Genomic DNA, 19,716 nt, shown 5'->3' on the forward strand with positions numbered 1-19,716 from the left:
ACATCGCATGATCGTTCTCTTCCTTCTGATCGCGGCGGTCTTCGTGGCCCTGCACTGGTACGTGTGGCGACGTCTCGTGCGCGACACCACCGTCCGCGGCTCGGCGCCGCGGCGGGCCGGCACCGTCGCGTTCGTGGTCCTCCCCGCGCTGACGTTGCTCGCGGTCCGTGACGACCTCCCGGGAATTCCATTCCGGTTGGAGGGGATCGTGGACTGGCCGGGATTCCTGTGGCTGGCGGTATTCCTGTACCTGGTCCTCGCCCTCGTAGCAGGCGAGGCCGTGCGCCCGCTGCTGCGCCGGGCCCTGGCCCGGCGCGACGCCAAGCGGGCCGAACCGGCCGTGGCGCCGCGGGGGAGCGGATCCGACCCGGCCGAGGTCCCCGAACCGCCGGCACCGGCGTTGCTGGCCCGTCGCGTCTTCGTTTCGCGGGTGGTGGGCGGGAGCGCCGCGGCCGTGGCGCTGGGCACCGTCGGCTACGGCACCGCCAGCCTGCTGCGCGGGCCTCAGGTCAAGCGGCTCACCGTGCCGCTGGCCAAGCTGCCCCGCAGCGCGCACGGCTTCCGCATCGCGGTGGTCAGCGACATCCACCTCAGCCCGCTGCTGGGCCGCGACTTCGCCCAGCACGTCGTCGACACGATCAACGGCACCCAGCCCGATCTGATCGCCGTCGTCGGGGACCTGGTCGATGGCAGTGTCGAGGACCTGAGCGCGGCGGTGGCACCGCTCTCCCAGCTGCGCGCCCGGCACGGCAGCTACTTCGTGACCGGCAACCACGAGTACTTCCACGACGCCGAGCGCTGGGTCGGCGTGGTCCGCGACCTCGGTCTGCGACCCTTGGAGAACGCCCGGACGGAGTTGCCCGGCTTCGACCTGGCCGGCGTCAACGACGTCCGGGGCGAGAGCGAGGGCCAGGGTCCGGACTTCGGCCGCGCGCTGGGCGACCGCGACCCCGCACGGGCCAGCGTGCTGCTGGCCCACCAGCCGGTGGTCATCGACGAGGCCGTGCGCTACGGCGTGGACCTGCAGCTGTCCGGCCACACCCACGGCGGGCAGCTCTGGCCCGGCAACCTGGTGTTCGGCCTGACCAACCCCACCGTGGCCGGTCTCGACCGCTACGGCGACACCCAGCTCTACGTCAGCCGCGGCGCCGGCGCCTGGGGACCGCCGGTCCGGGTGGGCGCGCCGTCCGACATCACCGTCGTCGAGCTGGCCTCTCGGCAAGCGTGAATGGTCACTTCTCGGCGGTGACCTGCGTCGCCGCCCAGCTGGCCAGCAGTTCGAGGCCGTCTCCGGACGGGGTGCCGGGCTCGGCGGAGTAGGTCAGGACTGTCAGCGCGTCGTCGCCGGACAGCTCGAGCGCTTCGAAGGCCAGTTCGAGCTCGCCGATGGCGGGGTGGCGGAAGCGCTTGGTGCCGTGGCGGTGCACGTAGACGTCCTGGGCGGCCCACCAGCCGCGGAAGGGCTCACTGCGCATGGACAGCTCGCCGATCAGGTTCACCAGCTGCTGGTCGTCCGGGTGCTGGGCCGCGGCGATGCGCAGCGCGGCGACGGCGGAGCGCGCCACGGACGCCCAGTCCGGGTAGAACGCCTGTGCGTGCGGGTCCAGGAAGGTGAACCGCATCGAGTTGACCGGCAGCGTCGGGTTGCTCGCGAACATGGGCGCGTACAGCGCCATGCCCAGCGGGTTCGCGACCAGGATGTCGAAGCGGTGGTTGCGCAGGAACGCCGGCGACCCGGTGATCGAGTCCAGCACCCAGCGGATCGCCGGTCGCACCTCGGGCGTCTTGGCGCGGCGGGCGCGGGCACGAGCCGGTTGAGGTCCGGCTGCGCGGGCCAGGTGGTGCAGGTGCTCGGTCTCGGTCTCGTCGAGCCGCAGCGCACGGGCCACCGCCTCCAGGACGCTGTCGGAGGCTCCGGCGAGGTTGCCGCGTTCGAGGCGGGTGTAGTACTCGACACTGACCCCGGCGAGCGCGGCGACCTCGCCGCGGCGCAACCCGGCGACCCGGCGGTTGCCGTACGCGGGCAGACCGGCCTGCTCCGGGCTGACTTTCGCCCGGCGCGAGGTGAGGAACGCGCGTACCTCGTTGCGGTTGTCCATACACCCAGGTTAGAGACGTTTTCCGACGCCAAGGGGTCCCTGTCGTTACCCCTTTGAGTGGTGCCTCCCTCCCGGCGCCGCGGCTGGGTATCCCTGGAAGGGAGACCCACCAGTTCACGGAGAGGAACCCCTGACTTGCGTGCCACCCTCTACGGCGGCCCCGGCGACATCACCGTCGGCGAGCGCCCCGACCCGCGCCTGCAAACCCCGGCCGACGCGGTCGTCCGCGTCACGCTCGGGTGCGTCTGCGGCTCCGACCTCTGGTACTACCGCGGGGTCAACCCGCACGCGCTCGGGCCGATCGGCCACGAGTTCATCGGCGTCGTCGAGCAGGTCGGCGCCGACGTCACCACCCTGAGCCCCGGCGACCTGGTCATCGCCCCTTTCACCTTCTGCGACGGCACCTGCGCCAACTGCGCCGCCGGTTGGACGGGCAACTGCCTCAACGGCGGTTCGTTCGGCAACCACGGCGTCGACGGCGGCCAGGGCGAGTACGTCCGCGTTCCGTTCGCCGACGCGACGCTGGTCAAGGTGCCCGGCAGCGGCCACTCCGACGCGGTGCTGAAGTCGCTGGTGGCCCTGTCCGACGTGATGTGCACCGGGCACCACGCCGCGTTCAGCGCCGGCGTCAAGGCCGGTGACACCGTGGCCGTCGTCGGCGACGGCGCGGTCGGGCTGTGCGCGGTCATCGCCGCCAAGCGTCTCGGCGCCGAGCGGATCATCGCGCTGAGCCGCAACCCGGTGCGGCAGGCGCTGGCCCGGGAGTTCGGCGCCACCGACATCGTGACCGAGCGCGGCGACGACGCCACCAAGCTGATCATGGACCTGACCGGCGGCATCGGCGTCGACGCGGCTCTCGAGTGCGTCGGCACCGGCCAGTCCATGGCCACCGCGTTCGGCATCGCCCGCGTCGGGTCGGTCGTCGGCGCCGTCGGGGTGCCGCACGACTCCGCGGTGCCGCTGCAGACGGTCATCTTCCGCAACGTCGGCCTGCGCGGCGGCGTCGCGCCCGCTCGCCACTACATCCCCGAACTGCTCGACGACGTGCTCGCCGGCCACATCAACCCGGGCTTGGTCTTCGACTACGAGACCGGCCTCGACGACGTCCACGACGCCTACACCGCCATGCTCGACCGCCGCGCCACCAAGGCGCTCGTCCGCATCAGCGCCTGACCGCAAGGAACACACATGACCACCTGGTTGATCACCGGATGCTCGACCGGCCTGGGCCGGGCCCTCGCCGAGGCCGTCCTCGCCCGGGGCGACAACGCTGTCGTGACCGCGCGCGACGCGGCCAAGGTCAAAGACCTCGCCGAAAGCCACCCCTCGGCAGCCCTGGCTCTTGCCTTGGATGTGACCGACACCGGGCAGGTCACCGCGGCCGTCGAGCAGGCCCAGGACCGGTTCGGCGGCATCGACGTGCTGGTCAACAACGCCGGCTACGGCTACCGCGCGGCGGTCGAGGAAGGGGAGGACGCGGACGTGCGGCAGCTGTTCGACACGAACTTCTTCGGCGCGGTGGCGATGATCAAGGCGGTGCTGCCGGGCATGCGTGCCCGGCGCAGCGGCGCGATCGTCACCATCTCGTCGATCGGCGCGCGCATCCGCCCGCCCGGGTCCGGCTACTACGCCGCCGCCAAGGCAGCGCTGGAAGGGATGTCCGGATCGCTGCGCAAGGAGCTGGAGCCGCTGGGCATCACGGTGACCGCAGTCGAACCCGGAGCCTTCCGGACGGACTTCGCCGGCCGTTCGCTCACGCAGTCCGCCACGGTGATCGACGACTACGCCGAGACCGCGGGCCAACGCCGGAAGGAGCGGGACACCACCCACGGGACCCAGCCCGGTGATCCCGCCAAGGCCGCCGAGGCGCTGATCACCGCCATCGGCTCCGACCGGCCACCGGCGCTGTTGCTGCTCGGCTCCGACGCCGTCACCGTCATCGGCAGGGCGCTCGACGACGAGCGCGCCGAACTCGAGGCATGGCGCGATTTGAGCGCCGGCACCGACTACCCCGGAAGCGACTGAGTCCACTGTGCACACCACTCCGTTGACCGTGCTGGTCGTCGGCGCCACCGGAAGCATCGGGCGCCTCGCTGTCGAAGAGTCGGTCCGCCGCGGCCACCGGACCCGGGCCCTGGTTCGCGATGCCGCGTCTTCACCCACCGGGGCAGACGTCGTGGTCGGAGACCTCACTCGGGCGGCCACCCTCGCCGAGGCCGTCGACGGGGTGGACGCCATCGTGTTCACCCACGGATCGCACGGGAGCGCCCGCGACGCCGAACTCGTCGACTACGGCGCCGTCCGCAACACCCTCGCCACACTCGGCACGCGGCCGGTCCGGATCGCCCTGATGACCACCGTCGGCGTCACGAAGCACACTCCCGGCCACGACTGGAAGCGCCGCGGCGAACGGCTGGTGCGCGCCGGCGGCTTGCCTTACACGATCGTGCGGCCCGGCTGGTTCGACTACAACGCACCCGACGAGCACCATCTCGTCATGGAGCAGGGCGACCGCGCGTGGGCTGGTGGCCCTTCCGACGGCGTGATCTCGCGCCGCCAAATCGCCCAGGTTCTCGTCGCAAGCCTCACTTCGCAGGCGGCCACGGGGAAAACCTTCGAGCTGGCCGCCCGGCAAGGACCGGCGCAGGCCGGTCTCGAACCGCTGTTCGGCGCGCTGCAGCCCGATGCCCCAGACGGCCTCGACGCCGTACTCGACATCCAGAACATGCCGCTGGACAAGGAACCGGCCACCGTGCGGGAGCAGTTGCTCGACACCCGCGACCGGTGGCTGTCAACCGAAAGGAAATCACTCTGATGTCCGTCCCGAACCTGACGCTCAACAACGGCGTCGAGCTACCCGCCCTCGGTCTCGGTGTCTTCCAGACCCCGCCGGACGAGACCCGCGCCGCAGTTGAAGCGGCGCTGTCGACCGGGTACCGGCACATCGACACCGCCGCCGCGTACGGCAACGAGCGCGAAGTCGGCGAAGCCATCGCCAAATCCGGCCTCGACCGCTCCGAAGTCTTCATCGAAACCAAGATCTGGATCAGCGACTACGGCTACGAGGAGACGCTGCACGGCTTCGAGAAGAGCGCGGGCAAGCTCGGCGTCGACCAGATCGACCTGCTGATCCTGCACCAGGCGCTGCCGTCGGACTTCGACAAGACCCTCGGCGCCTACCGGGCGCTCGAGACGCTGCTGAACGACGGCAAGGTCCGCGCCATCGGCGTCAGCAACTTCATGGTCGACCACCTCACCCGGCTGCTCGAACGGGCGACGGTGGTACCGGCGGTGAACCAGATCGAGGTGCACCCGTACTTCGCCCAGCGCGAGGTGCAGGAATTCGGCACGCAGCGCGGCATCCTGGCCCAGGCGTGGTCGCCGATCGGCGGGATCACGTTCTACCGCGACAGCGAGCACACCAGCACCCTGCAGGACCCGGTGATCGGTGAGATCGCGAAGGCGTACGGCAAGAGCCCGGCGCAGGTGATGCTGCGCTGGCACCTGCAGCAGGGCCGTTCGGTGATCCCCAAGTCCACCAAGCCGGCGCGCATCGCGGAGAACTTCGACGTGTTCGACTTCGATCTCACCGCCGAGCAGCTCGCCGCGATCGACGCTCTGGACACCGGCAAGCGCGGTGGCCCCGAGCCGACCGCCATCACCCTCGAAAGCTTCGGCCGGGCGATCCCCGAAGCCTGATCGACGAAGAACACGAAGGAGCACAATGCGTACCGCCAAACTCGGTGACCTCGAGGTCGCCCGGATCGGCCTGGGTGCGATGGGCATGTCGCACGGCTACACCGGCGCGGGCAGCGACGACGCCGAGTCGATCCGCACCATCCACCGGGCCCTCGACCTCGGCGTCACCCTGATCGACACCGCCGAGATCTACGGCCCCTACGTCAACGAAGAACTCGTCGGCCGTGCTTTGCAGGGGCGCCGTGACCAGGTGGTGCTGGCGACCAAGTTCGGCCTCGTCTCCCACGGCGGCCGCGGTCCCTGGACGATCGACAGCAGCCCGGACAACATCCGCACCGCGGTCGACGGTTCGCTGAAGCGCCTGGGAACCGACCACATCGACCTGTACTACCAGCACCGCGTCGACCCGGACACGCCGATCGAGGACACGATGGGCGCCCTCGCCGACCTGGTGAAGGAAGGCAAGATCCGGCACGTCGGGCTGTCCGAGGCCTGGATCGGCACCATCCGCCGCGCCCACGCCGTGCACCCGGTCACCGCGCTGCAGTCGGAGTACTCGCTGTGGACGCGCGACCAGGAGGAGGTGCTGCCGGTACTGCGGGAGCTGGGCATCGGGCTGGTGGCGTACTCGCCGCTCGGGCACGGTTTCCTCACCGGCACGCTGCGCACCCCGGCCGATCTCGAGAAGCTCGACGACAGCGACTTCCGCAAGAACAACCCGCGCTTCACCGGCGAGAACTTCGAGCGCAACTTGCGCATCACCGACCAGGTGCAGGCGGTCGCCGACGAAGTGGGTGGCACCCCGGCTCAGGTGGCGCTGGCCTGGCTGCTGACCAAGGGCGACGACGTCGTGCCCATCCCGGGGACCAAGCGGGTCAGCCGGGTGGAGGAGAACAGCGCCGCCGACGGCATCGAGCTCACGCCGGAGCAGATCGCCACCCTGGACGCGTTGCCCGTGGCCGAGGGCGGCCACCACACCGACGAGCAGATGGCGATGATCGAGCGCTGAGTCGTGGTTGACCGCGCTCTCGACAAGCTCTACGGTCATCGTAATAACGATATAGAGTTCATAAATGCGAACTGTTGAGGTGTGATGCAGGGGTCGGACGCGCGGGGTTACGGTCGTCCGGAGGAGCGGCCGGCCCGCCGGATCGAAGGGTTCGCGGTGGCGGGCGGAGCTTGGGCGACGGCGATCCCCTTTCCCAGCCCGCTGGCGTACTCGTACTCCTACGCGTTGCGCTATGCCGATGGCCTCGTGGTCGTGGACCTCGGCTGGGACTCGGACGAGGCCTGGGACGCGTTCCTCGCCGGTCTCGCCCGGGCCGGCGCGCGTCTCGACGAGGTGATCGGCGTCGTCGTCACCCACGCGCACCCGGATCACTACGGGCTCGCGCCGCGCATCCGGGAGCACACCTCGGCCTGGATCGGGGCGCACCCGGGCGAGCGGGCCCAGATCCGGGTCGACGCCGCGGAACGCCGGGCGCGGCTCGACGAGATTTCGGCCTGGCTGCGGGACTGTGGTGTGCCGGAAGCCCGGCAAGCCGAGCTGGACGGTGAGCTCGGCGCCCTCGACGCCGTGCTGCCGACCGTTGAGCCGGACGTTGAACTCGAAGACGGCAAGCCGGTACCTGGCACCGGTGGCGCCCTCGTGCCGGTGCACACGCCCGGCCACACGGCGGGCCACCTGTGCTTCCACGACCGCGACCGGAACCTGCTGCTGACCGGCGACCACGTCCTGCCGAAGGTGACGCCGAACGTCGCCCGCAGGCCGGGGTCGGACCCGGATCCGTTGCGGGACTTCTTGGCCTCGCTGACGCGTCTGCGTGACATCCCGGACTCGGCCGTGGTCCTGCCGGGTCACGAATGGCCGTTCGACCGGTTGTCCCGTCGCCTCGACGTGCTGCGTGAGCACCACGGCGAGCGGCTCGTGGAGATCGAGAAGGCCGTTGCCGGTGGGTGCGACACGGTATGGAAGGTCGCCGAAGCCGTGTCGTGGGCGCGGGAGTTCTCGGCCTTCACGCCGCGCTCGCTGCGGTCGGCGCTCGCCGAGACGTCCGCCCACCTGGTGCGGCTCGCGGAGGAAGGCCGGATCCGGTGGCCCCATGGACAGGGAGACGCATGACCACGTTCGTTCTGGTCCACGGTGGACGCCACGGCGGCTGGTGCTGGCGGCCGGTGGCGCGGCGCCTGCGAGCCGCCGGGCACGAAGTCTTCACCCCGACGCTCACCGGGCTCGGCGACCGGGCGCACTTGCTGACCCGTGACGTCGGCCTCGCCACCCACGTCGAGGACATCGTCGCGACGTTCGAGTACGAGGACATCCGCGACGCGGTGCTCGTCGGGCACAGCTACGGAGGCGTGCCCGTCACCGGTGCGCTGGAGCGCATCGCCGACCGGGTCCGCGTCCAGGTTCTGCTCGACGCCCAGGTGCCGCGGACCGGTGAGTCCGTGTTCGACATCAACGGCCCCGAGCGCGCGAAGGCGATGGTCGCACTGGCGGACGAGGGTGGCGAGGGCTGGTTCATCCCGCCGGCGGACGCCGCCCGGTACGGCGTGACCGACCCGGTCGACGCGGCCTGGGTGAACAGCCGGATGACCGCCCAGCCGCTCAAGTCCTACCAGGAGCCGAGCGGGCCGACCGAGCGCGCGTGGAAGCATCCCGGGCTCTACGTCGAGTGCGTCCCGTCGTCGCAGGAGCCGCACATGCTCGACCGGATGCGGGCCCGTGCCGCCGAGGACCCGCTGTTCGAGTACCTGGTTCTCGAGACGGCGCACAACGCGATGGTCACCGATCCCGACGCCGTGACCACGTTGCTGCTCCAGGCGCTTGAGCTACGAGCCGGCTGACTGTACGGTCGAGATCGCAATAAGGGACAGTAGTTCGTATATACGTTCATCGCAAGGAGGCGTGACGTGCTCGAGCGGGACACGATCTTCATCGACGGCAAGTGGGTGGAGTCCGCGGGCACCGGGACCATCACGGTGGTCAACCCGGCGACCGAAGAGCCGATCGCGACGGTGCCGCGGGGCGACACCGCCGACGTCGACCGCGCCGCCCAGGCCGCTGCCCGGGCGTTCGAGACCTGGTCGCGGTCGTCGCACGAGGACCGCGTCGCGGTGCTCACCCGCATCGCCGACATCCTCGAAGCGAAGGCCGAGGAGCTGGCGCGCTCGACCGTGCGGGAGATCGGCACGCCGATCGCGCTCGCCCGCCGGTCCCACGTCGCGACGCCCATCAACGACCTGCGCATCGCCGCGGCCGCCATCAAGGACATCGTCTGGGAGGAGCGGTTCGACGGCACCATCGTCCGGCGCATCCCCGCGGGCGTGGCCGGCGCGATCACCCCGTGGAACGGTCCTCTTCGGATGATCACCTTGAAGGCCGGTGCCGCCCTGGCCGCGGGCTGCACGATGGTGCTCAAGGGCACCGAGGTGGCGCCGTTGAGCTCGTTCGTGTTCGCGGAGGCCGCCGCCGAGGCCGGGCTGCCGGACGGCGTCTTCAACCTGGTCAGCGGGCCCGGCCCGGAGATCGGCGAAGCCCTGGTCACCCACCCGCTCATCGACATCGTGTCGCTGACCGGCTCGGTGCGCGCGGGCAGCCGGGTGATGGAGCTGGCGTCGAAGTCGGTCAAGCGCGTCGCGCTGGAGCTGGGTGGCAAGTCCGCCAACGTCATCCTCGAGGACGCCGACCTGGAGAAGGCCGTCACCGACGGGCTCACCGACGCGTTCCGCAACGCGGGCCAGGTCTGCGGCGGGCTCTCCCGCACGCTGGTGCCGCGATCGCGGCTGGCCGAGGCCGAGGAGATCGCCGCGGCGAAGGCGGCGACCTTCGTCATGGGCGACCCCTTCGACGAGGCGACGACCCTCGGGCCGGTCGTCTCCGACGTCCAGCGCGACCGCGTGCGCCGCTACATCCGCACCGGCATCGACGAAGGCATGCGGCTCGTCGCCGGCGGGCCGGAAGCCCCGGACCACCTCGACCGCGGCTACTTCGTGCGGCCGACCGTGTTCAGCGGCACCAACAACGACACCCTGGCCCGGCAAGAGGTCTTCGGGCCGGTCAACGTCCTCATCCCGTTCGAGGACACCGACGACGCCGTCGCGATCGCCAACGACTCCGACTACGGGCTCGCCGGCGGCGTCTGGTCCGCCGACCCCGAACGCGCCCGCGACGTCGGGCGGCGCCTGCGCACCGGCCGGGTGCGCATCAACGGCGCCCCCATCGACATGCGGGCCCCGCACGGCGGCCTGAAGCTGTCGGGCATCGGCCGCGAAATGGGCCGGTACGGGATCGAGGAGTACCTCGAATACCAGTCCCTCATCAGCTAAAGCGCCGGTTTGTCCCTCGGAAGGAGTTCAGCGTTGATCACCGCCCAGGCCCGCACCATGACGAGCCGGACCGCTTCGTTCAGCACCGTCACCATCGAGCGCCGCGACGTCGGCCCCACGGACGTCCTGCTGGACATCGTCTACGCCGGTGTCTGCCACACCGACGTCCACCACGCCCGCGCCGAGTTCGGGCACACGCACTACCCGATCGTCCCGGGGCACGAGATCGCCGGGATCATCCGCGAAGTCGGTTCCGACGTCACGCGGCTAGAGGTGGGCGACCACGTCGGCATCGGCTGCCTCGTCGACTCCTGCCGCGAATGCACGATGTGCCTGGCCGGGCAGGAATCCTACTGTCGCGGCAAAGTCTTGACCTACAACGCGATCGGCCACGACGGGCAGGTGACGCTCGGTGGCTACAGCGAACGTGTCGTCGCCGACGAGCGATTCGTCGCGCGCATCCCGGACGTGCTGCCGCTGGAGTCCGCGGCGCCGCTGCTGTGCGCGGGCATCACGATGTACCAGCCGCTGCGGCACTGGGGAGCGGGGCCGGGCAAGCGGGTCGGGATCCTCGGGTTCGGCGGGCTCGGGCACATCGGCGTCCAGATCTCGCACGCCCTCGGCGCGCACACCACGGTCCTGGAGCTCAACGACGACCGGCGCGCCGACGCGGAGCGCTTCGGAGCGGACGACTACCGCACGACTGGCGACCTGACGGTGCTGCGGGATTCGTTCGACCTGATCGTCTCGACGGTCCCGTCGGCCTACAACCTCTCCGACCACCTCGAACTGCTCGATTTCGACGGCACGTTCGTCAACCTCGGCGTCCCGAGCGAGCCGCTGCAGATCGAGCCGTACGCGCTGCACACCAACCGGCGGAAGCTCGTCGGTTCGATGAGCGGCGGCATGCCCGAGACGCAGGAGATGCTGGACTTCTGCGGCGAACATGGCATCAAGGCCGAGGTGGAGATCATCGCGGCCGGCGAGCTGGATGCGGCTTACGACCGCCTCAGCAAGGGTGATGTGCGGTACCGGTTCGTCCTCGACACGGCGACCATCGCCTGAGCGACCCGACGGCCCGGCCCGGAAGCTCCGGGTCGGGCCGTCGGCGCGTTCAGTGCCGGTCCCGCTCGGCGGTGAGTTCGTCGATCAGTGTGCCGGCGAACCGGACGAGCAGGTCAGCGATCGTCCGGCTCCGGTCAGGCATCGCCGCCACGAGGTCGCGGTACTGGCGTACTAGCCCGATGGCCCGGTCGAACGGCTTTCGCCGGGCTGTCGTGTAGCCCTCGGCGGCCGCGGTCACGGCTTGGTCGAGCAGGCCGAGCAGCCGCTCGCCGTCGCGGAAGTGGTAGGTCTGGGTGTGGTCGCGCAGGATCGGGATCGAGAGGGCACGCCGGAAGTCCGCCACGTTGCCGACAAGCGGCCCGGTCACCAGGCCCTTGCCGACGATCGAAGCCCGCGCCTGGGTCGCGAGGTCGGTCGCGTCCTCGTGCAGCAGGAAACCGTCGCGGACGTTGCGGAACAGGGCCGCGGTCACCGCGCCGACGTAGTCCTCGTGGCTGGGGTAGAGCTTCCGCAGCGTCGCGTCGTCGAACGGGACGTGGGTGCCGACGAGGTTGTTGTCGCACGTGGTGGTGCCGCGGTCCGTCGCCACCGGCACGGCGAAGGTGGCCAGCCGGATCCCGCCGCGGGCGTTGTCGTGCTCGTCGCGGACGAGTGCCGGGGGAGTGGCGGTGAACTCGGGCAGCGGCGAGTGGGCGGGCGGCTTCCCACCGGTGACCCAGCGGACCATCGCGGCCATGGCGGCCGAGACGACGTGCTGGGACTGGACGCGGCTCAGGCCCGGGGGATCGCAGTCGGTGCCCTCCAGCGGCCGGTCGGGGAGGTCCCGGACCTGGGTCGCCGCGCGGGCCAGGGCCATGTGGTGGTCGACGTGCGTGGTGCCCGACATCCACCACGTGCGGAACCGGTCCGTGTCCGGCTGGCGCGCGGTGAGCTGCGTCCATTCGTCGTACATGGCGACGAAGTCCGTCTCGGACAGGACTTTCAGCACCGGAATGTCCAAATCGGACCGTACCTGCCGGCCGGCGATGATCGGCATCACCCCGTCGGCGACCGGGGCGTGGGGGTGCACGGCGTTGAGGTAGACGCCCAGGTGCACGGCCGAGCGGGAGTGGCCGCCCGCGATCACGTGCCGCACCGGCAGGCCGCCCATGATCCGCGGAACCGCCCGCACCGCCTTCATGCCCTGCGCGAAGACGTCGTAGGAGAGTTGGTCGTCGTGGCGCCACGGGTCCGGCTCCGGGTCGCTCAAGAGCACGAGCGGGAAGTCCAGCGCGGCGTACCGCTCGGGGTTCCACACCTTCAGGCCGTCCTGAGGTGCGTGGACGGCCCAGTGGTTCGCCGCGACCCCGACGTAGCCGTGGCCTTCGCGGAGCATGAACTCGTGGTTCTGCAGCCACCAGATCGGGAACTCGTAGTCGGGTGTGGTGTTGGTCCACTCGACGAAGACCGTGCCGCTGAACCGGGCCGGGTCGGTCGGCCGGTGGACCACCAGGCGAGTCGTGTACGGGTGGGACGACACGGCCTTGCCGACCGTCGGCAGGGGCGGGTCGTTGAGGACCGTCGGGATCGGGATGTCGTAGGAGTTCGCCTTGCCCGAGTAGAAGAACTCTTCGAGCGCGTAGCCGCGGCCGGCGAGGTCGACGTCGGTGGCCAGGAAGGGATGGTCACGTCCGCCGCGGCTCGGGACCGGCCCCGTCACCGAGGGCGTCGGCACCTTGGCCCCGCGCTCGGGACGGCCCGTCGCTTCGGCGGGCGATGCGGCCAGGGCGGTGAGCGCGAGCCCTGATGAGGCGATCAGCGCGGAGCGGCGGGAAACGGTCGAGCGGGGTTCCGATGGGGACATGCGGTCGTTCCTCTCTGAATGATCAACTGCGGGATCAGCCGGCGCTCCAGGAATCGCCGCGGCGACGCGGGTGGCGATAGGCGTGGACCGGCCGGAACCGGTGCGCCTCGACGTCGCGCAGGACTTTCCAGCGGGCGATCAAGGTGTCTTCGTGGGCGTAGTCGAAGCGGTCGCCGAGACGGGTCTCCTCGGGACCGCCGGGCTCCGGCGGGTGCTCGACGAGCCAGTCGACCGTCGTGCCCAGGGCTTCCGCGGCGGGGATGGTGTCGCGGTAGCCGAGGTCGGCGCGGATGCGGGTGTTGCCACGCAGGCGGTGATCGGGTCCGTGCCGCCAATAGGGATGGCACGGTGTGGCCAGCGCGTAGGGCAGGTCGATCAGCTCGACGTCCATGCCGAGGCGCGCGGCGACGAACTCGATGCGTCGGCGCATGGTGAACACCGCATCGTCGGTGACGACGTACTTCCTTCCGGAGGCACGCTTGTCGACCGCGCGCAGGACCGCGTGCACGGCGTGGACGGTGTAAAGCCTGCTCTCCAACCGGATCCCGCCGTCGGCGATGATGATCCTGCGCCGGCCGTCGAGGAGCCGTCGCACGATGCACCACTCGTGCGGCGCGACCTGGCGTGGGCCGTAGACGACGGGGTATGCCAGCAGGGTGGCGTCGAACGCGCCCGCCGCGTGCGCCTCGAACAGGGCCTGCTCCGCCGCGGCCATCTTCAGCGCCAGTCTTCCCTGTTCGCGCTCGAGGTGCTCGGCGTCTTCGGGAGGCAGCGCGGGACGGCCCAGCACGCCCCAGCGAGGGTCGGCCGGGTGCGCTAGTGAGCCGTGCGCCCCGCCGATCGCGATGAGCCGCTCGGTGCGGTGCGCGAGGACTTCGGCGGTGACCGCCAGGCGTCCGTACTGGGCCACGACGACGTCGAACTCCCGGTTGCCCAGGCCCGCTTTCAAGGTGTCCGGCCAGTGCGGGTCGGTGTGGATGTGCCGGACCTCGGGCGGCAGGTCGGCCTCGTGCTGGCCGCCATGCAGGACTTCGACGTCGAAGCCGCGTTCCAGGAGCCCGCGCACCACGCCGGGTCCGGTCGGGCCCGTCCCGCCGATCACGAGCGCGGAAGGCGGCATCTCAGGCGGTGAACTCGCGGCGTTCGACGACCAGGGGGTCGTGGCTCGGGATGACCTCGCAGCCGAGCTTTTCGATGCGCTTCAAGCTTTCCGCGTACGCCACGATGTCGGTGAAGAAGCCGGACGGGACGTGCTCGTCCTGGTCGTCGCCCGCCCAGTTCTCGTAAAGGTCGATGCAGTCGCCGGCCAGCAGGTAGCGCGTCCTCCCGGCCGAGACGACGACTCCCTGCGAACCGGGTGTGTGCCCGGGCAGGTGCACCACCGAGATCCCGGGTGCGACTTCGACGTCACCGTCGACCGCGTCGATCCGGTCCTCGGCGCGGCGCCACGCCGGCGTCAGTTCGGGCACGCGCTCGAACTGACGCCGGTGCCACGGCACGGGATCGGCGGCGTAGTCCAGCTCGCGCTGCTGCACGACGATGCGCGCGTTGGGGAACAGGTGGTTGTTCGAACTGTGATCCCAGTGCAGGTGGGTGTTGACGACAACACCCACCTCCGCCGGATCCACGCCCAGCGCCCGTAAAGCCGCCTCGGGCCGCTCCTCGGGCGTCTGCTCCATCCTGATGCCGTGGTGCTCCCAGGCCCGGTCGAAGTCGGCGCCGGTGTCGACGACGACCGGGGGACCGTCGCCCTGGATCACGAACATGACCAGCGGGATGTCCAGGGTCTCGCCCCACCCGCGCAGGTAGGTCAGCGACGGCTTGGGCAGGCCGAACACCCGCCCGACGGACAACGCGGTGATGGTGTGGCTCACGCGGGCACCTCGGTGAGGTCGCGGTGGCGGGTCTCGCGCAGGGCGAGGGTGCACAGCAGCCCGGCCAGGCAGTAGACGGCCAGGAAGATGCCGAACACGAAGCTGCCGTAGGTACCGATCAGGCTGGCCGCGATCAACGGCGGGATGGCTCCGCCGAGCACGCCGGCGAGGCTGTAGGACAGGCCGGCCGCGGTGTAGCGGTAGCGGGTGTGGAAGAGCTCGGACAGGAACGACCCGGCGACGCCGAAGCCGACGCCGGCGATGAGGAACGTCACCGACTCGCCGAGCCAGAAGGCGCCGATCGAGCCGGTGTCCAGCACCGGGAACAGGGCCAGGGCCCACGGAATGCCGACGACGTTGGCGACGAGCAGGACACGCCGGCGCCCGAACCGGTCGGTCAGCGTGCCGCCCAAGATGATCGCCAGGCAGTTCACGAGGTTGCCGAACATCCCCGCTCCCAGCACCTGCGGTCGGGGCAGGTGCAGCGTCGCGGTGCCGTAGTTGGTGAGGAACGCGATGCCGACGTAGCCGAGGGAGAACGCCATCACCAGCGCGCCCGCGCCGAGCAGGATTTCCTTCCACTGGTGGGTGAAGGCTTCCTTGAACGGCAGCGGGCCGCCCTCCTGGCGGCGTTGCGCCTCCGCGCGGAAGACGGGAGTCTCTTCGATCCGCAGCCGGACGTAGAGGCCGACGGCCACGAGCACGATGCTGATCAGGAACGGCAGGCGCCAGCCCCAGGCCGCGAACGTCTCGTCGCTCATGTACAGCCCGGTCAGCAGGAATGTCCCGAGCGCGAGGATGTTCGCGAACGCCCCGCCCAGGTTGGTGAACATCGCCCAGAAGCCACGGCGCTCCTTCGGCGAGTGCTCACTGGTGAACAGCGCGGCGCCCGCCCATTCGCCGCCCGCGGCGATGCCCTGGGCGATGCGGAGCACGACGAGGATGATCGGCGCCGCGGTCCCGATGGTCGCCGCCGTCGGCAGCAGACCGATGAGGACGGTGGCCAGGCCCATCAGCGACATCGTGTAGATGAGGGTCCGCTTGCGGCCGAGCCGGTCGCCGAAGTGTCCGAAGAGGATCGAGCCCAGCGGGCGGGCGACGAACGCGACACCGAGCGTCGCGTACGACACGACCGTGCCGGCCTGCTGGCCCAGCGCCGGGAAGAAAGCGTGGGCGAAGACCAAGGCCGCCGCGGTGGCGTAGATGCCGAAGTCGTAGAACTCGATGACGGTGCCCATGAAGCTGGCCAGCGCCACTTTGCGCATCTTCCGCGCCGTCGCCGGTGGTGCGGCTTCCGTGGTGCCGGGTTGCGTGGGGGAAGCGGGTGCGGACATCGGGGTCGACTCCTCGGGTGCTCGTCGTCGAGAGCGAGGCGAGTTCGTATATAAGAACTAGCATTTGTGATTAGGAACTCTCGACGACGATAGCCGCGGCGGTCCGAGCTGGTCAATAGTGCTCGCGGGCGCCGTTGACACTCCTCGGCGCGGGTGCGAGCATTCGTAATGACGATCGATTGTTCCGAATAGGGAACTCAGGAAGGTTTGGCGACAGCGATGTCCTTACCCACCACTGCTTGGCCCCGACGGCTTCCCGCGGGCGACGAACCCGTCGCCATGCTCATCGACGGGGAGTGGACGATCCCGTCGGCCGCCACGACGCCGGTGTTCGACCCCAGCACGGGTGACGTCATCGCGAACGTGCCGGACGGCGGTGCCGAGGCCGTCGACACGGCGGTGGCGGCGGCCCGGCGCTCCTTCGACGAAGGCCGGTGGCGCGGCCTGTCCGGCACCGAGCGGGGCGCCGTGCTCTGGCGCGCCGGCGACCTGATGCGCGAGCGGGCCGACGACCTGGCGAGCCTGGAGAGCCTCAACCTCGGCCTGCCGGTCGCGCAGGCGAAGGCCATGGTCCTGGAGGCCGCCGGGCAGTTCCGCTACTACGCGGGCTGGGCGGACAAGATCCACGGCCGCACGATCGACCTCGGCCCGGCGGACCGCCGCGTGCAGGGCTACACCCTGCGGGAGCCGGTGGGCGTCGCCGGGCTCATCACGCCGTGGAACGCGCCGCTGAGCATGGCGGCCAAGAAGCTCGCCCCGGCGCTGGCCGCGGGCTGCTCGTGCGTGCTGAAGCCCGCGGAGGAGACGCCGCTGACGTCGCTGTGGCTCGGCCAGCTGCTGCTCGAAGCGGGCGTGCCGGCCGGCGTGGTCAACGTCGTCACCGGCGTCGGCGAGCGCGCGGGCGCCGCCCTGACCGAGCACCCGGACGTCGACACGGTGTCCTTCACCGGATCGACCGAGGTCGGCCGCCTGATCGTGCAGGCGGCCACCGGCAACATGAAGAAGCTGTCGCTCGAGCTGGGCGGCAAGTCGCCGGTCGTCGTGTTCGGCGACGCCGACCTCGCGGCGGCGATCCCCGGCGCGGCGTCGGCGGTCTTCTGGAACTCCGGCCAGGTGTGCGCGGCCGGGACGCGGCTGTTCGTGCACGAGTCCGTGTTCGACGAGGTCGTCCGCGGCGTGGCGGAGATCGGCCGCTCGATGCGGCTGGGCGCCGGTTCGGACCCCGCAGCCGACCTGGGGCCGCTCATCTCGCAGAAGCAGCTCGAGCGGGTGTCGGGGTACGTCGAGCACGGCGTCAAGGACGGCGCTCGCGTGGTCAGCGGCGGCACCCGGGTCGGGGATCGCGGTTACTTCTTCGAGCCGACCGTGCTCGTGGACGTCGACCAGTCGATGACGGTGATGCGGGAGGAGATCTTCGGCCCGGTGCTCGGCGTGATGCCGTTCTCCGACGTCGACGAGGCGGTGGCGCTGGCGAACGACAGCTCGTACGGTCTGGCCTCCAGCGTCTGGACCCGCGACGGCGCGCTGGCGCACTCGGTGGCTCGACGGCTGCGGGCCGGGCGGGTCGGGATCAACGTGCACCGCGCGGGCGGGGCGTACATGCCGGCCGGGGGCTACCGGCAGTCGGGCTGGGGCCGCGAGAGCGGACCGGAGGCGCTGGAGAACTACCTCGAGACGAAGTCCGTGGTGTCCCAGCTTTTGTGACGGCGTGAGGAAAGGCGGGCGCATCCCAGGATGCGCCCGCCTTTCTGCGTGCTCAGCGCGGGTAAAGGATCCGCGCGATGCGATCGGAGCGATACGAGGTCAGCCACAGCGAGTCGCCGTCCTGCAGCGCGCCGGTGCCGCCGCCCATCTTGCCCAGGACCGTAGGCGCGACGAGCGTCCTCTTCGCCATCGTCGCCGGATCCAGCTCGTACACGGCGAAGTGGATGTCACAGTTGACGTTCTGCGATCCGGTGCAGGCGAAGCCCTGCTGGATGGTGTCCGTCTGGCCGCCGACGAGAACCTTCGTGTGGTCGGTGTTCCAGGCGATGTTGTCGACCAGCATCCCGAAATCGACGTTCGTCGTCTGCCCGGTGCGCCGATCCACCCGCGTGACGCGCTTGCCCGACCAGTTGGCCACGAACAACGTCTGGTAATCCGAGGACAGGATGACACCGTTCGGCCCGGCGAACGTGCCCGGGTAGACGTCGGTCCAGCCGGACTTCGCGTGCCATTCGGCGAGCCGGCCGTACGGCTTGCCGCCTTCCAGTGCCGCGACGAAACCGGGATCGACGGGGTCGTAGAGACTGCTGACGATCATGCCGCCGTCGGGCAGGGTCGCCGCCGCGTCGGGCCAGAAGTGCTCGTCGGGCGGACGCACGCAGCCGATCCACGTCAGCTTCGGCACCGCGCCGGTGAAGGCCATCTCGAAGAGCTGGATCGAGAAGCCGCCGCCGTGGCTGATGACGGTCAGGACGTCTCGGCCGTTGACCTTCTCGTAGTCGAGGCCGAGCGACTGCAGGTTCGAGAAGTCCGCCGGGCCGGGGCAGCCAGGATAGGCGGCCTTGTCCTCGGCCAGCGTCACCGTCGACGGATCGAGCGGAGTTGCCTTTCGCGTATCCAGGTTGAGGAAGTAGACGGGTGCCGGCTTCGCCGAGCCGCCCTCGGCCGAGCTGCCGACCGCCCAGCGGGTGCCGTCGATGCCGACCAGCTGCTCGACGTTCGTTACACCGCAAAGGAAATCCGCGCCGCCGGTGGGCGCGCAATCCGCAGGCGGGGGAGGAGGCGCCGCGGAGTTCCCGTCGGCCTGCGAAGCACAGCCCGCGGCGAGCAGCAACCCGCACAGGGCGACGATCAGGCGTGGACGCTTCATTGCGTTCTCCTGTCAGTGCTCAGGAACCGGCGGCCGCCGGCAGGCTGGAGCTCCTCGGTGAGCTCGTAGCCGAACGGCTCGCCGGTGGGGACGGTGATGGAGCGGGGTGGGAGCCCCTCGAAGTGGCTGATCAGGGTGCGCAGGACGTTCCCGTGGCTGACGACCAGCACCGTCCGACCCGCGCGCAGGTCGGCGGCGACGGCGGCCTCCCAGTACGGGAGCAGCCGGGCCAGGACGTCTTCGAGTGATTCGCCGGCGGGCGGGGCGACCGAGTACGAACGGCGCCAGGTCATGAACTGCTCGTCGCCGTACTGGGCACGCACCTCCTCGCGGCTGCGCCCTTCCAGCGCACCGTAGTGCCGTTCGTTGAGCCGCCGGCTGCGCCGGACCGGGATCCAGTGCCGCCCGGCGACGTCGAGGGCGATGGCGGCGGTCGAGATCGCTCGCCGCAGCAGCGAGGTGTGGACGACGTCGGGAAGGCAGCCGGAGCGGGCGAGTGACACACCCGCTCCGGCTGCTTCCTTGCGGCCCACCTCGGACAGCGGGACGTCCGTCCAGCCGGCGAACCGGTCGTCGGCGTTCCAGACGCTCTCGCCGTGGCGCAGGAGGATCAGCACCC

The 19,716-nt window shown here is 70.6% G+C and carries 18 protein-coding genes; 11 read left to right on the forward strand and 7 right to left on the reverse strand.

Annotation, left to right across the window (positions count from 1 at the left end):
• The first annotated feature begins 7 nt into the window (after window positions 1-7).
• Entirely contained in the window at window positions 8-1,228 is a 1,221-nt protein-coding gene (locus tag QQ657_RS43755) for a metallophosphoesterase (RefSeq protein ID WP_284748280.1), read from the forward strand.
• Window positions 1,229-1,232: 4 nt separating this feature from the next.
• Here the strand turns inward: QQ657_RS43755 and QQ657_RS43760 are convergent, their stop codons facing one another.
• Window positions 1,233-2,099: a helix-turn-helix transcriptional regulator gene (locus QQ657_RS43760; protein ID WP_284748281.1), complete on the reverse strand. Its 867-nt coding sequence runs from the start codon at window positions 2,097-2,099 to the stop codon at window positions 1,233-1,235.
• A 135-nt stretch (window positions 2,100-2,234) separates the two neighbouring features.
• Here QQ657_RS43760 and QQ657_RS43765 point away from each other — a divergent pair, with 135 nt between their 5' ends.
• The 9 genes from QQ657_RS43765 (at window position 2,235) to QQ657_RS43805 (ending at window position 11,192) form a co-directional block, all read left to right on the forward strand.
• A complete protein-coding gene (locus QQ657_RS43765) occupies window positions 2,235-3,272 on the forward strand; it encodes a zinc-dependent alcohol dehydrogenase family protein (RefSeq protein ID WP_284748282.1) in 1,038 nt (345 codons plus the stop codon).
• A gap of 15 nt (window positions 3,273-3,287) precedes the next feature.
• Window positions 3,288-4,124 carry an oxidoreductase gene (locus tag QQ657_RS43770; protein WP_284748283.1) on the forward strand — a complete coding sequence of 279 codons (837 nt, stop codon included), beginning with the start codon at window positions 3,288-3,290 and terminating at the stop codon, window positions 4,122-4,124.
• Window positions 4,125-4,131: 7 nt separating this feature from the next.
• The gene (locus QQ657_RS43775) at window positions 4,132-4,914 is read left to right on the forward strand and encodes an SDR family oxidoreductase (protein WP_284748284.1); all 783 of its coding nucleotides are present in this window, start codon (window positions 4,132-4,134) and stop codon (window positions 4,912-4,914) included.
• A complete protein-coding gene (locus QQ657_RS43780) occupies window positions 4,914-5,798 on the forward strand; it encodes an aldo/keto reductase (RefSeq protein WP_284748285.1) in 885 nt (294 codons plus the stop codon). The genes QQ657_RS43775 and QQ657_RS43780 overlap by 1 nt, the downstream gene beginning before the upstream one ends.
• Before the next feature lie 25 nt (window positions 5,799-5,823).
• Window positions 5,824-6,807, forward strand: a complete 984-nt coding sequence (locus QQ657_RS43785; protein ID WP_284748286.1) for an aldo/keto reductase — start codon at window positions 5,824-5,826, stop codon at window positions 6,805-6,807.
• 84 nt (window positions 6,808-6,891) lie between these two features.
• Complete coding sequence (locus QQ657_RS43790; protein ID WP_284748287.1) at window positions 6,892-7,920, forward strand: MBL fold metallo-hydrolase; 1,029 nt, start codon at window positions 6,892-6,894, stop codon at window positions 7,918-7,920.
• Window positions 7,917-8,645: an alpha/beta fold hydrolase gene (locus QQ657_RS43795; RefSeq protein ID WP_284748288.1), complete on the forward strand. Its 729-nt coding sequence runs from the start codon at window positions 7,917-7,919 to the stop codon at window positions 8,643-8,645. The genes QQ657_RS43790 and QQ657_RS43795 overlap by 4 nt, the downstream gene beginning before the upstream one ends.
• Before the next feature lie 66 nt (window positions 8,646-8,711).
• On the forward strand, window positions 8,712-10,127 hold the full coding sequence (locus QQ657_RS43800) for an aldehyde dehydrogenase family protein (RefSeq protein ID WP_284748289.1): 1,416 nt from the start codon (window positions 8,712-8,714) through the stop codon (window positions 10,125-10,127).
• Between the two features lie 57 nt (window positions 10,128-10,184).
• Complete coding sequence (locus QQ657_RS43805) at window positions 10,185-11,192, forward strand: NAD(P)-dependent alcohol dehydrogenase (RefSeq protein ID WP_284748335.1); 1,008 nt, start codon at window positions 10,185-10,187, stop codon at window positions 11,190-11,192.
• A 49-nt stretch (window positions 11,193-11,241) separates the two neighbouring features.
• Here the strand turns inward: QQ657_RS43805 and QQ657_RS43810 are convergent, their stop codons facing one another.
• Genes QQ657_RS43810 through QQ657_RS43825 form a run of 4 tightly spaced genes read right to left on the reverse strand, consistent with a single transcriptional unit; the run spans window position 11,242 to window position 16,243 of the window.
• Window positions 11,242-13,035 carry an alpha/beta hydrolase domain-containing protein gene (locus QQ657_RS43810; protein ID WP_284748290.1) on the reverse strand — a complete coding sequence of 598 codons (1,794 nt, stop codon included), beginning with the start codon at window positions 13,033-13,035 and terminating at the stop codon, window positions 11,242-11,244.
• Between the two features lie 34 nt (window positions 13,036-13,069).
• Window positions 13,070-14,155, reverse strand: a complete 1,086-nt coding sequence (locus QQ657_RS43815; RefSeq protein WP_284748291.1) for a Rossmann-fold NAD(P)-binding domain-containing protein — start codon at window positions 14,153-14,155, stop codon at window positions 13,070-13,072.
• 1 nt (window position 14,156) lies between these two features.
• Window positions 14,157-14,909, reverse strand: coding sequence for an N-acyl homoserine lactonase family protein (locus tag QQ657_RS43820; protein WP_284748292.1), 753 nt, complete (start codon window positions 14,907-14,909; stop codon window positions 14,157-14,159).
• Window positions 14,906-16,243 carry an MFS transporter gene (locus QQ657_RS43825; protein WP_284748293.1) on the reverse strand — a complete coding sequence of 446 codons (1,338 nt, stop codon included), beginning with the start codon at window positions 16,241-16,243 and terminating at the stop codon, window positions 14,906-14,908. Before QQ657_RS43825 ends, QQ657_RS43820 begins: the two co-directional genes overlap by 4 nt.
• A 279-nt stretch (window positions 16,244-16,522) precedes the next feature.
• On the opposite strand from QQ657_RS43825, the gene QQ657_RS43830 reads away from it, so the two are divergent.
• Window positions 16,523-17,947 (forward strand): aldehyde dehydrogenase family protein, encoded by a 1,425-nt coding sequence (locus QQ657_RS43830; protein WP_284748294.1) that lies wholly within the window; start codon window positions 16,523-16,525, stop codon window positions 17,945-17,947.
• 52 nt (window positions 17,948-17,999) lie between these two features.
• Here the strand turns inward: QQ657_RS43830 and QQ657_RS43835 are convergent, their stop codons facing one another.
• Complete coding sequence (locus tag QQ657_RS43835; RefSeq protein ID WP_284748295.1) at window positions 18,000-19,097, reverse strand: hypothetical protein; 1,098 nt, start codon at window positions 19,095-19,097, stop codon at window positions 18,000-18,002.
• Window positions 19,094-19,708 (reverse strand): 2,3-bisphosphoglycerate-dependent phosphoglycerate mutase, encoded by a 615-nt coding sequence (locus QQ657_RS43840; protein ID WP_284748336.1) that lies wholly within the window; start codon window positions 19,706-19,708, stop codon window positions 19,094-19,096. Before QQ657_RS43840 ends, QQ657_RS43835 begins: the two co-directional genes overlap by 4 nt.
• Between the last annotated feature and the right edge of the window lie 8 nt (window positions 19,709-19,716).

Origin of the sequence: Amycolatopsis ponsaeliensis (assembly GCF_030182635.1) — a bacterium.
Taxonomy (GTDB): domain Bacteria; phylum Actinomycetota; class Actinomycetes; order Mycobacteriales; family Pseudonocardiaceae; genus Amycolatopsis; species Amycolatopsis ponsaeliensis.

Coding starts and splice junctions, on each gene's coding strand:
- QQ657_RS43785 (WP_284748286.1), top strand. CDS start 5,824: ATGCGTACCGCCAAACTCGGTGACCTCGAGGTCGCCCGGATCGGCCTG.
- QQ657_RS43835 (WP_284748295.1), bottom strand. CDS start 19,097: ATGAAGCGTCCACGCCTGATCGTCGCCCTGTGCGGGTTGCTGCTCGCC.
- QQ657_RS43805 (WP_284748335.1), top strand. CDS start 10,185: ATGACGAGCCGGACCGCTTCGTTCAGCACCGTCACCATCGAGCGCCGC.
- QQ657_RS43790 (WP_284748287.1), top strand. CDS start 6,892: ATGCAGGGGTCGGACGCGCGGGGTTACGGTCGTCCGGAGGAGCGGCCG.
- QQ657_RS43825 (WP_284748293.1), bottom strand. CDS start 16,243: ATGTCCGCACCCGCTTCCCCCACGCAACCCGGCACCACGGAAGCCGCA.
- QQ657_RS43795 (WP_284748288.1), top strand. CDS start 7,917: ATGACCACGTTCGTTCTGGTCCACGGTGGACGCCACGGCGGCTGGTGC.
- QQ657_RS43830 (WP_284748294.1), top strand. CDS start 16,523: ATGCTCATCGACGGGGAGTGGACGATCCCGTCGGCCGCCACGACGCCG.
- QQ657_RS43810 (WP_284748290.1), bottom strand. CDS start 13,035: ATGTCCCCATCGGAACCCCGCTCGACCGTTTCCCGCCGCTCCGCGCTG.
- QQ657_RS43815 (WP_284748291.1), bottom strand. CDS start 14,155: ATGCCGCCTTCCGCGCTCGTGATCGGCGGGACGGGCCCGACCGGACCC.
- QQ657_RS43780 (WP_284748285.1), top strand. CDS start 4,914: ATGTCCGTCCCGAACCTGACGCTCAACAACGGCGTCGAGCTACCCGCC.
- QQ657_RS43760 (WP_284748281.1), bottom strand. CDS start 2,099: ATGGACAACCGCAACGAGGTACGCGCGTTCCTCACCTCGCGCCGGGCG.
- QQ657_RS43770 (WP_284748283.1), top strand. CDS start 3,288: ATGACCACCTGGTTGATCACCGGATGCTCGACCGGCCTGGGCCGGGCC.
- QQ657_RS43755 (WP_284748280.1), top strand. CDS start 8: ATGATCGTTCTCTTCCTTCTGATCGCGGCGGTCTTCGTGGCCCTGCAC.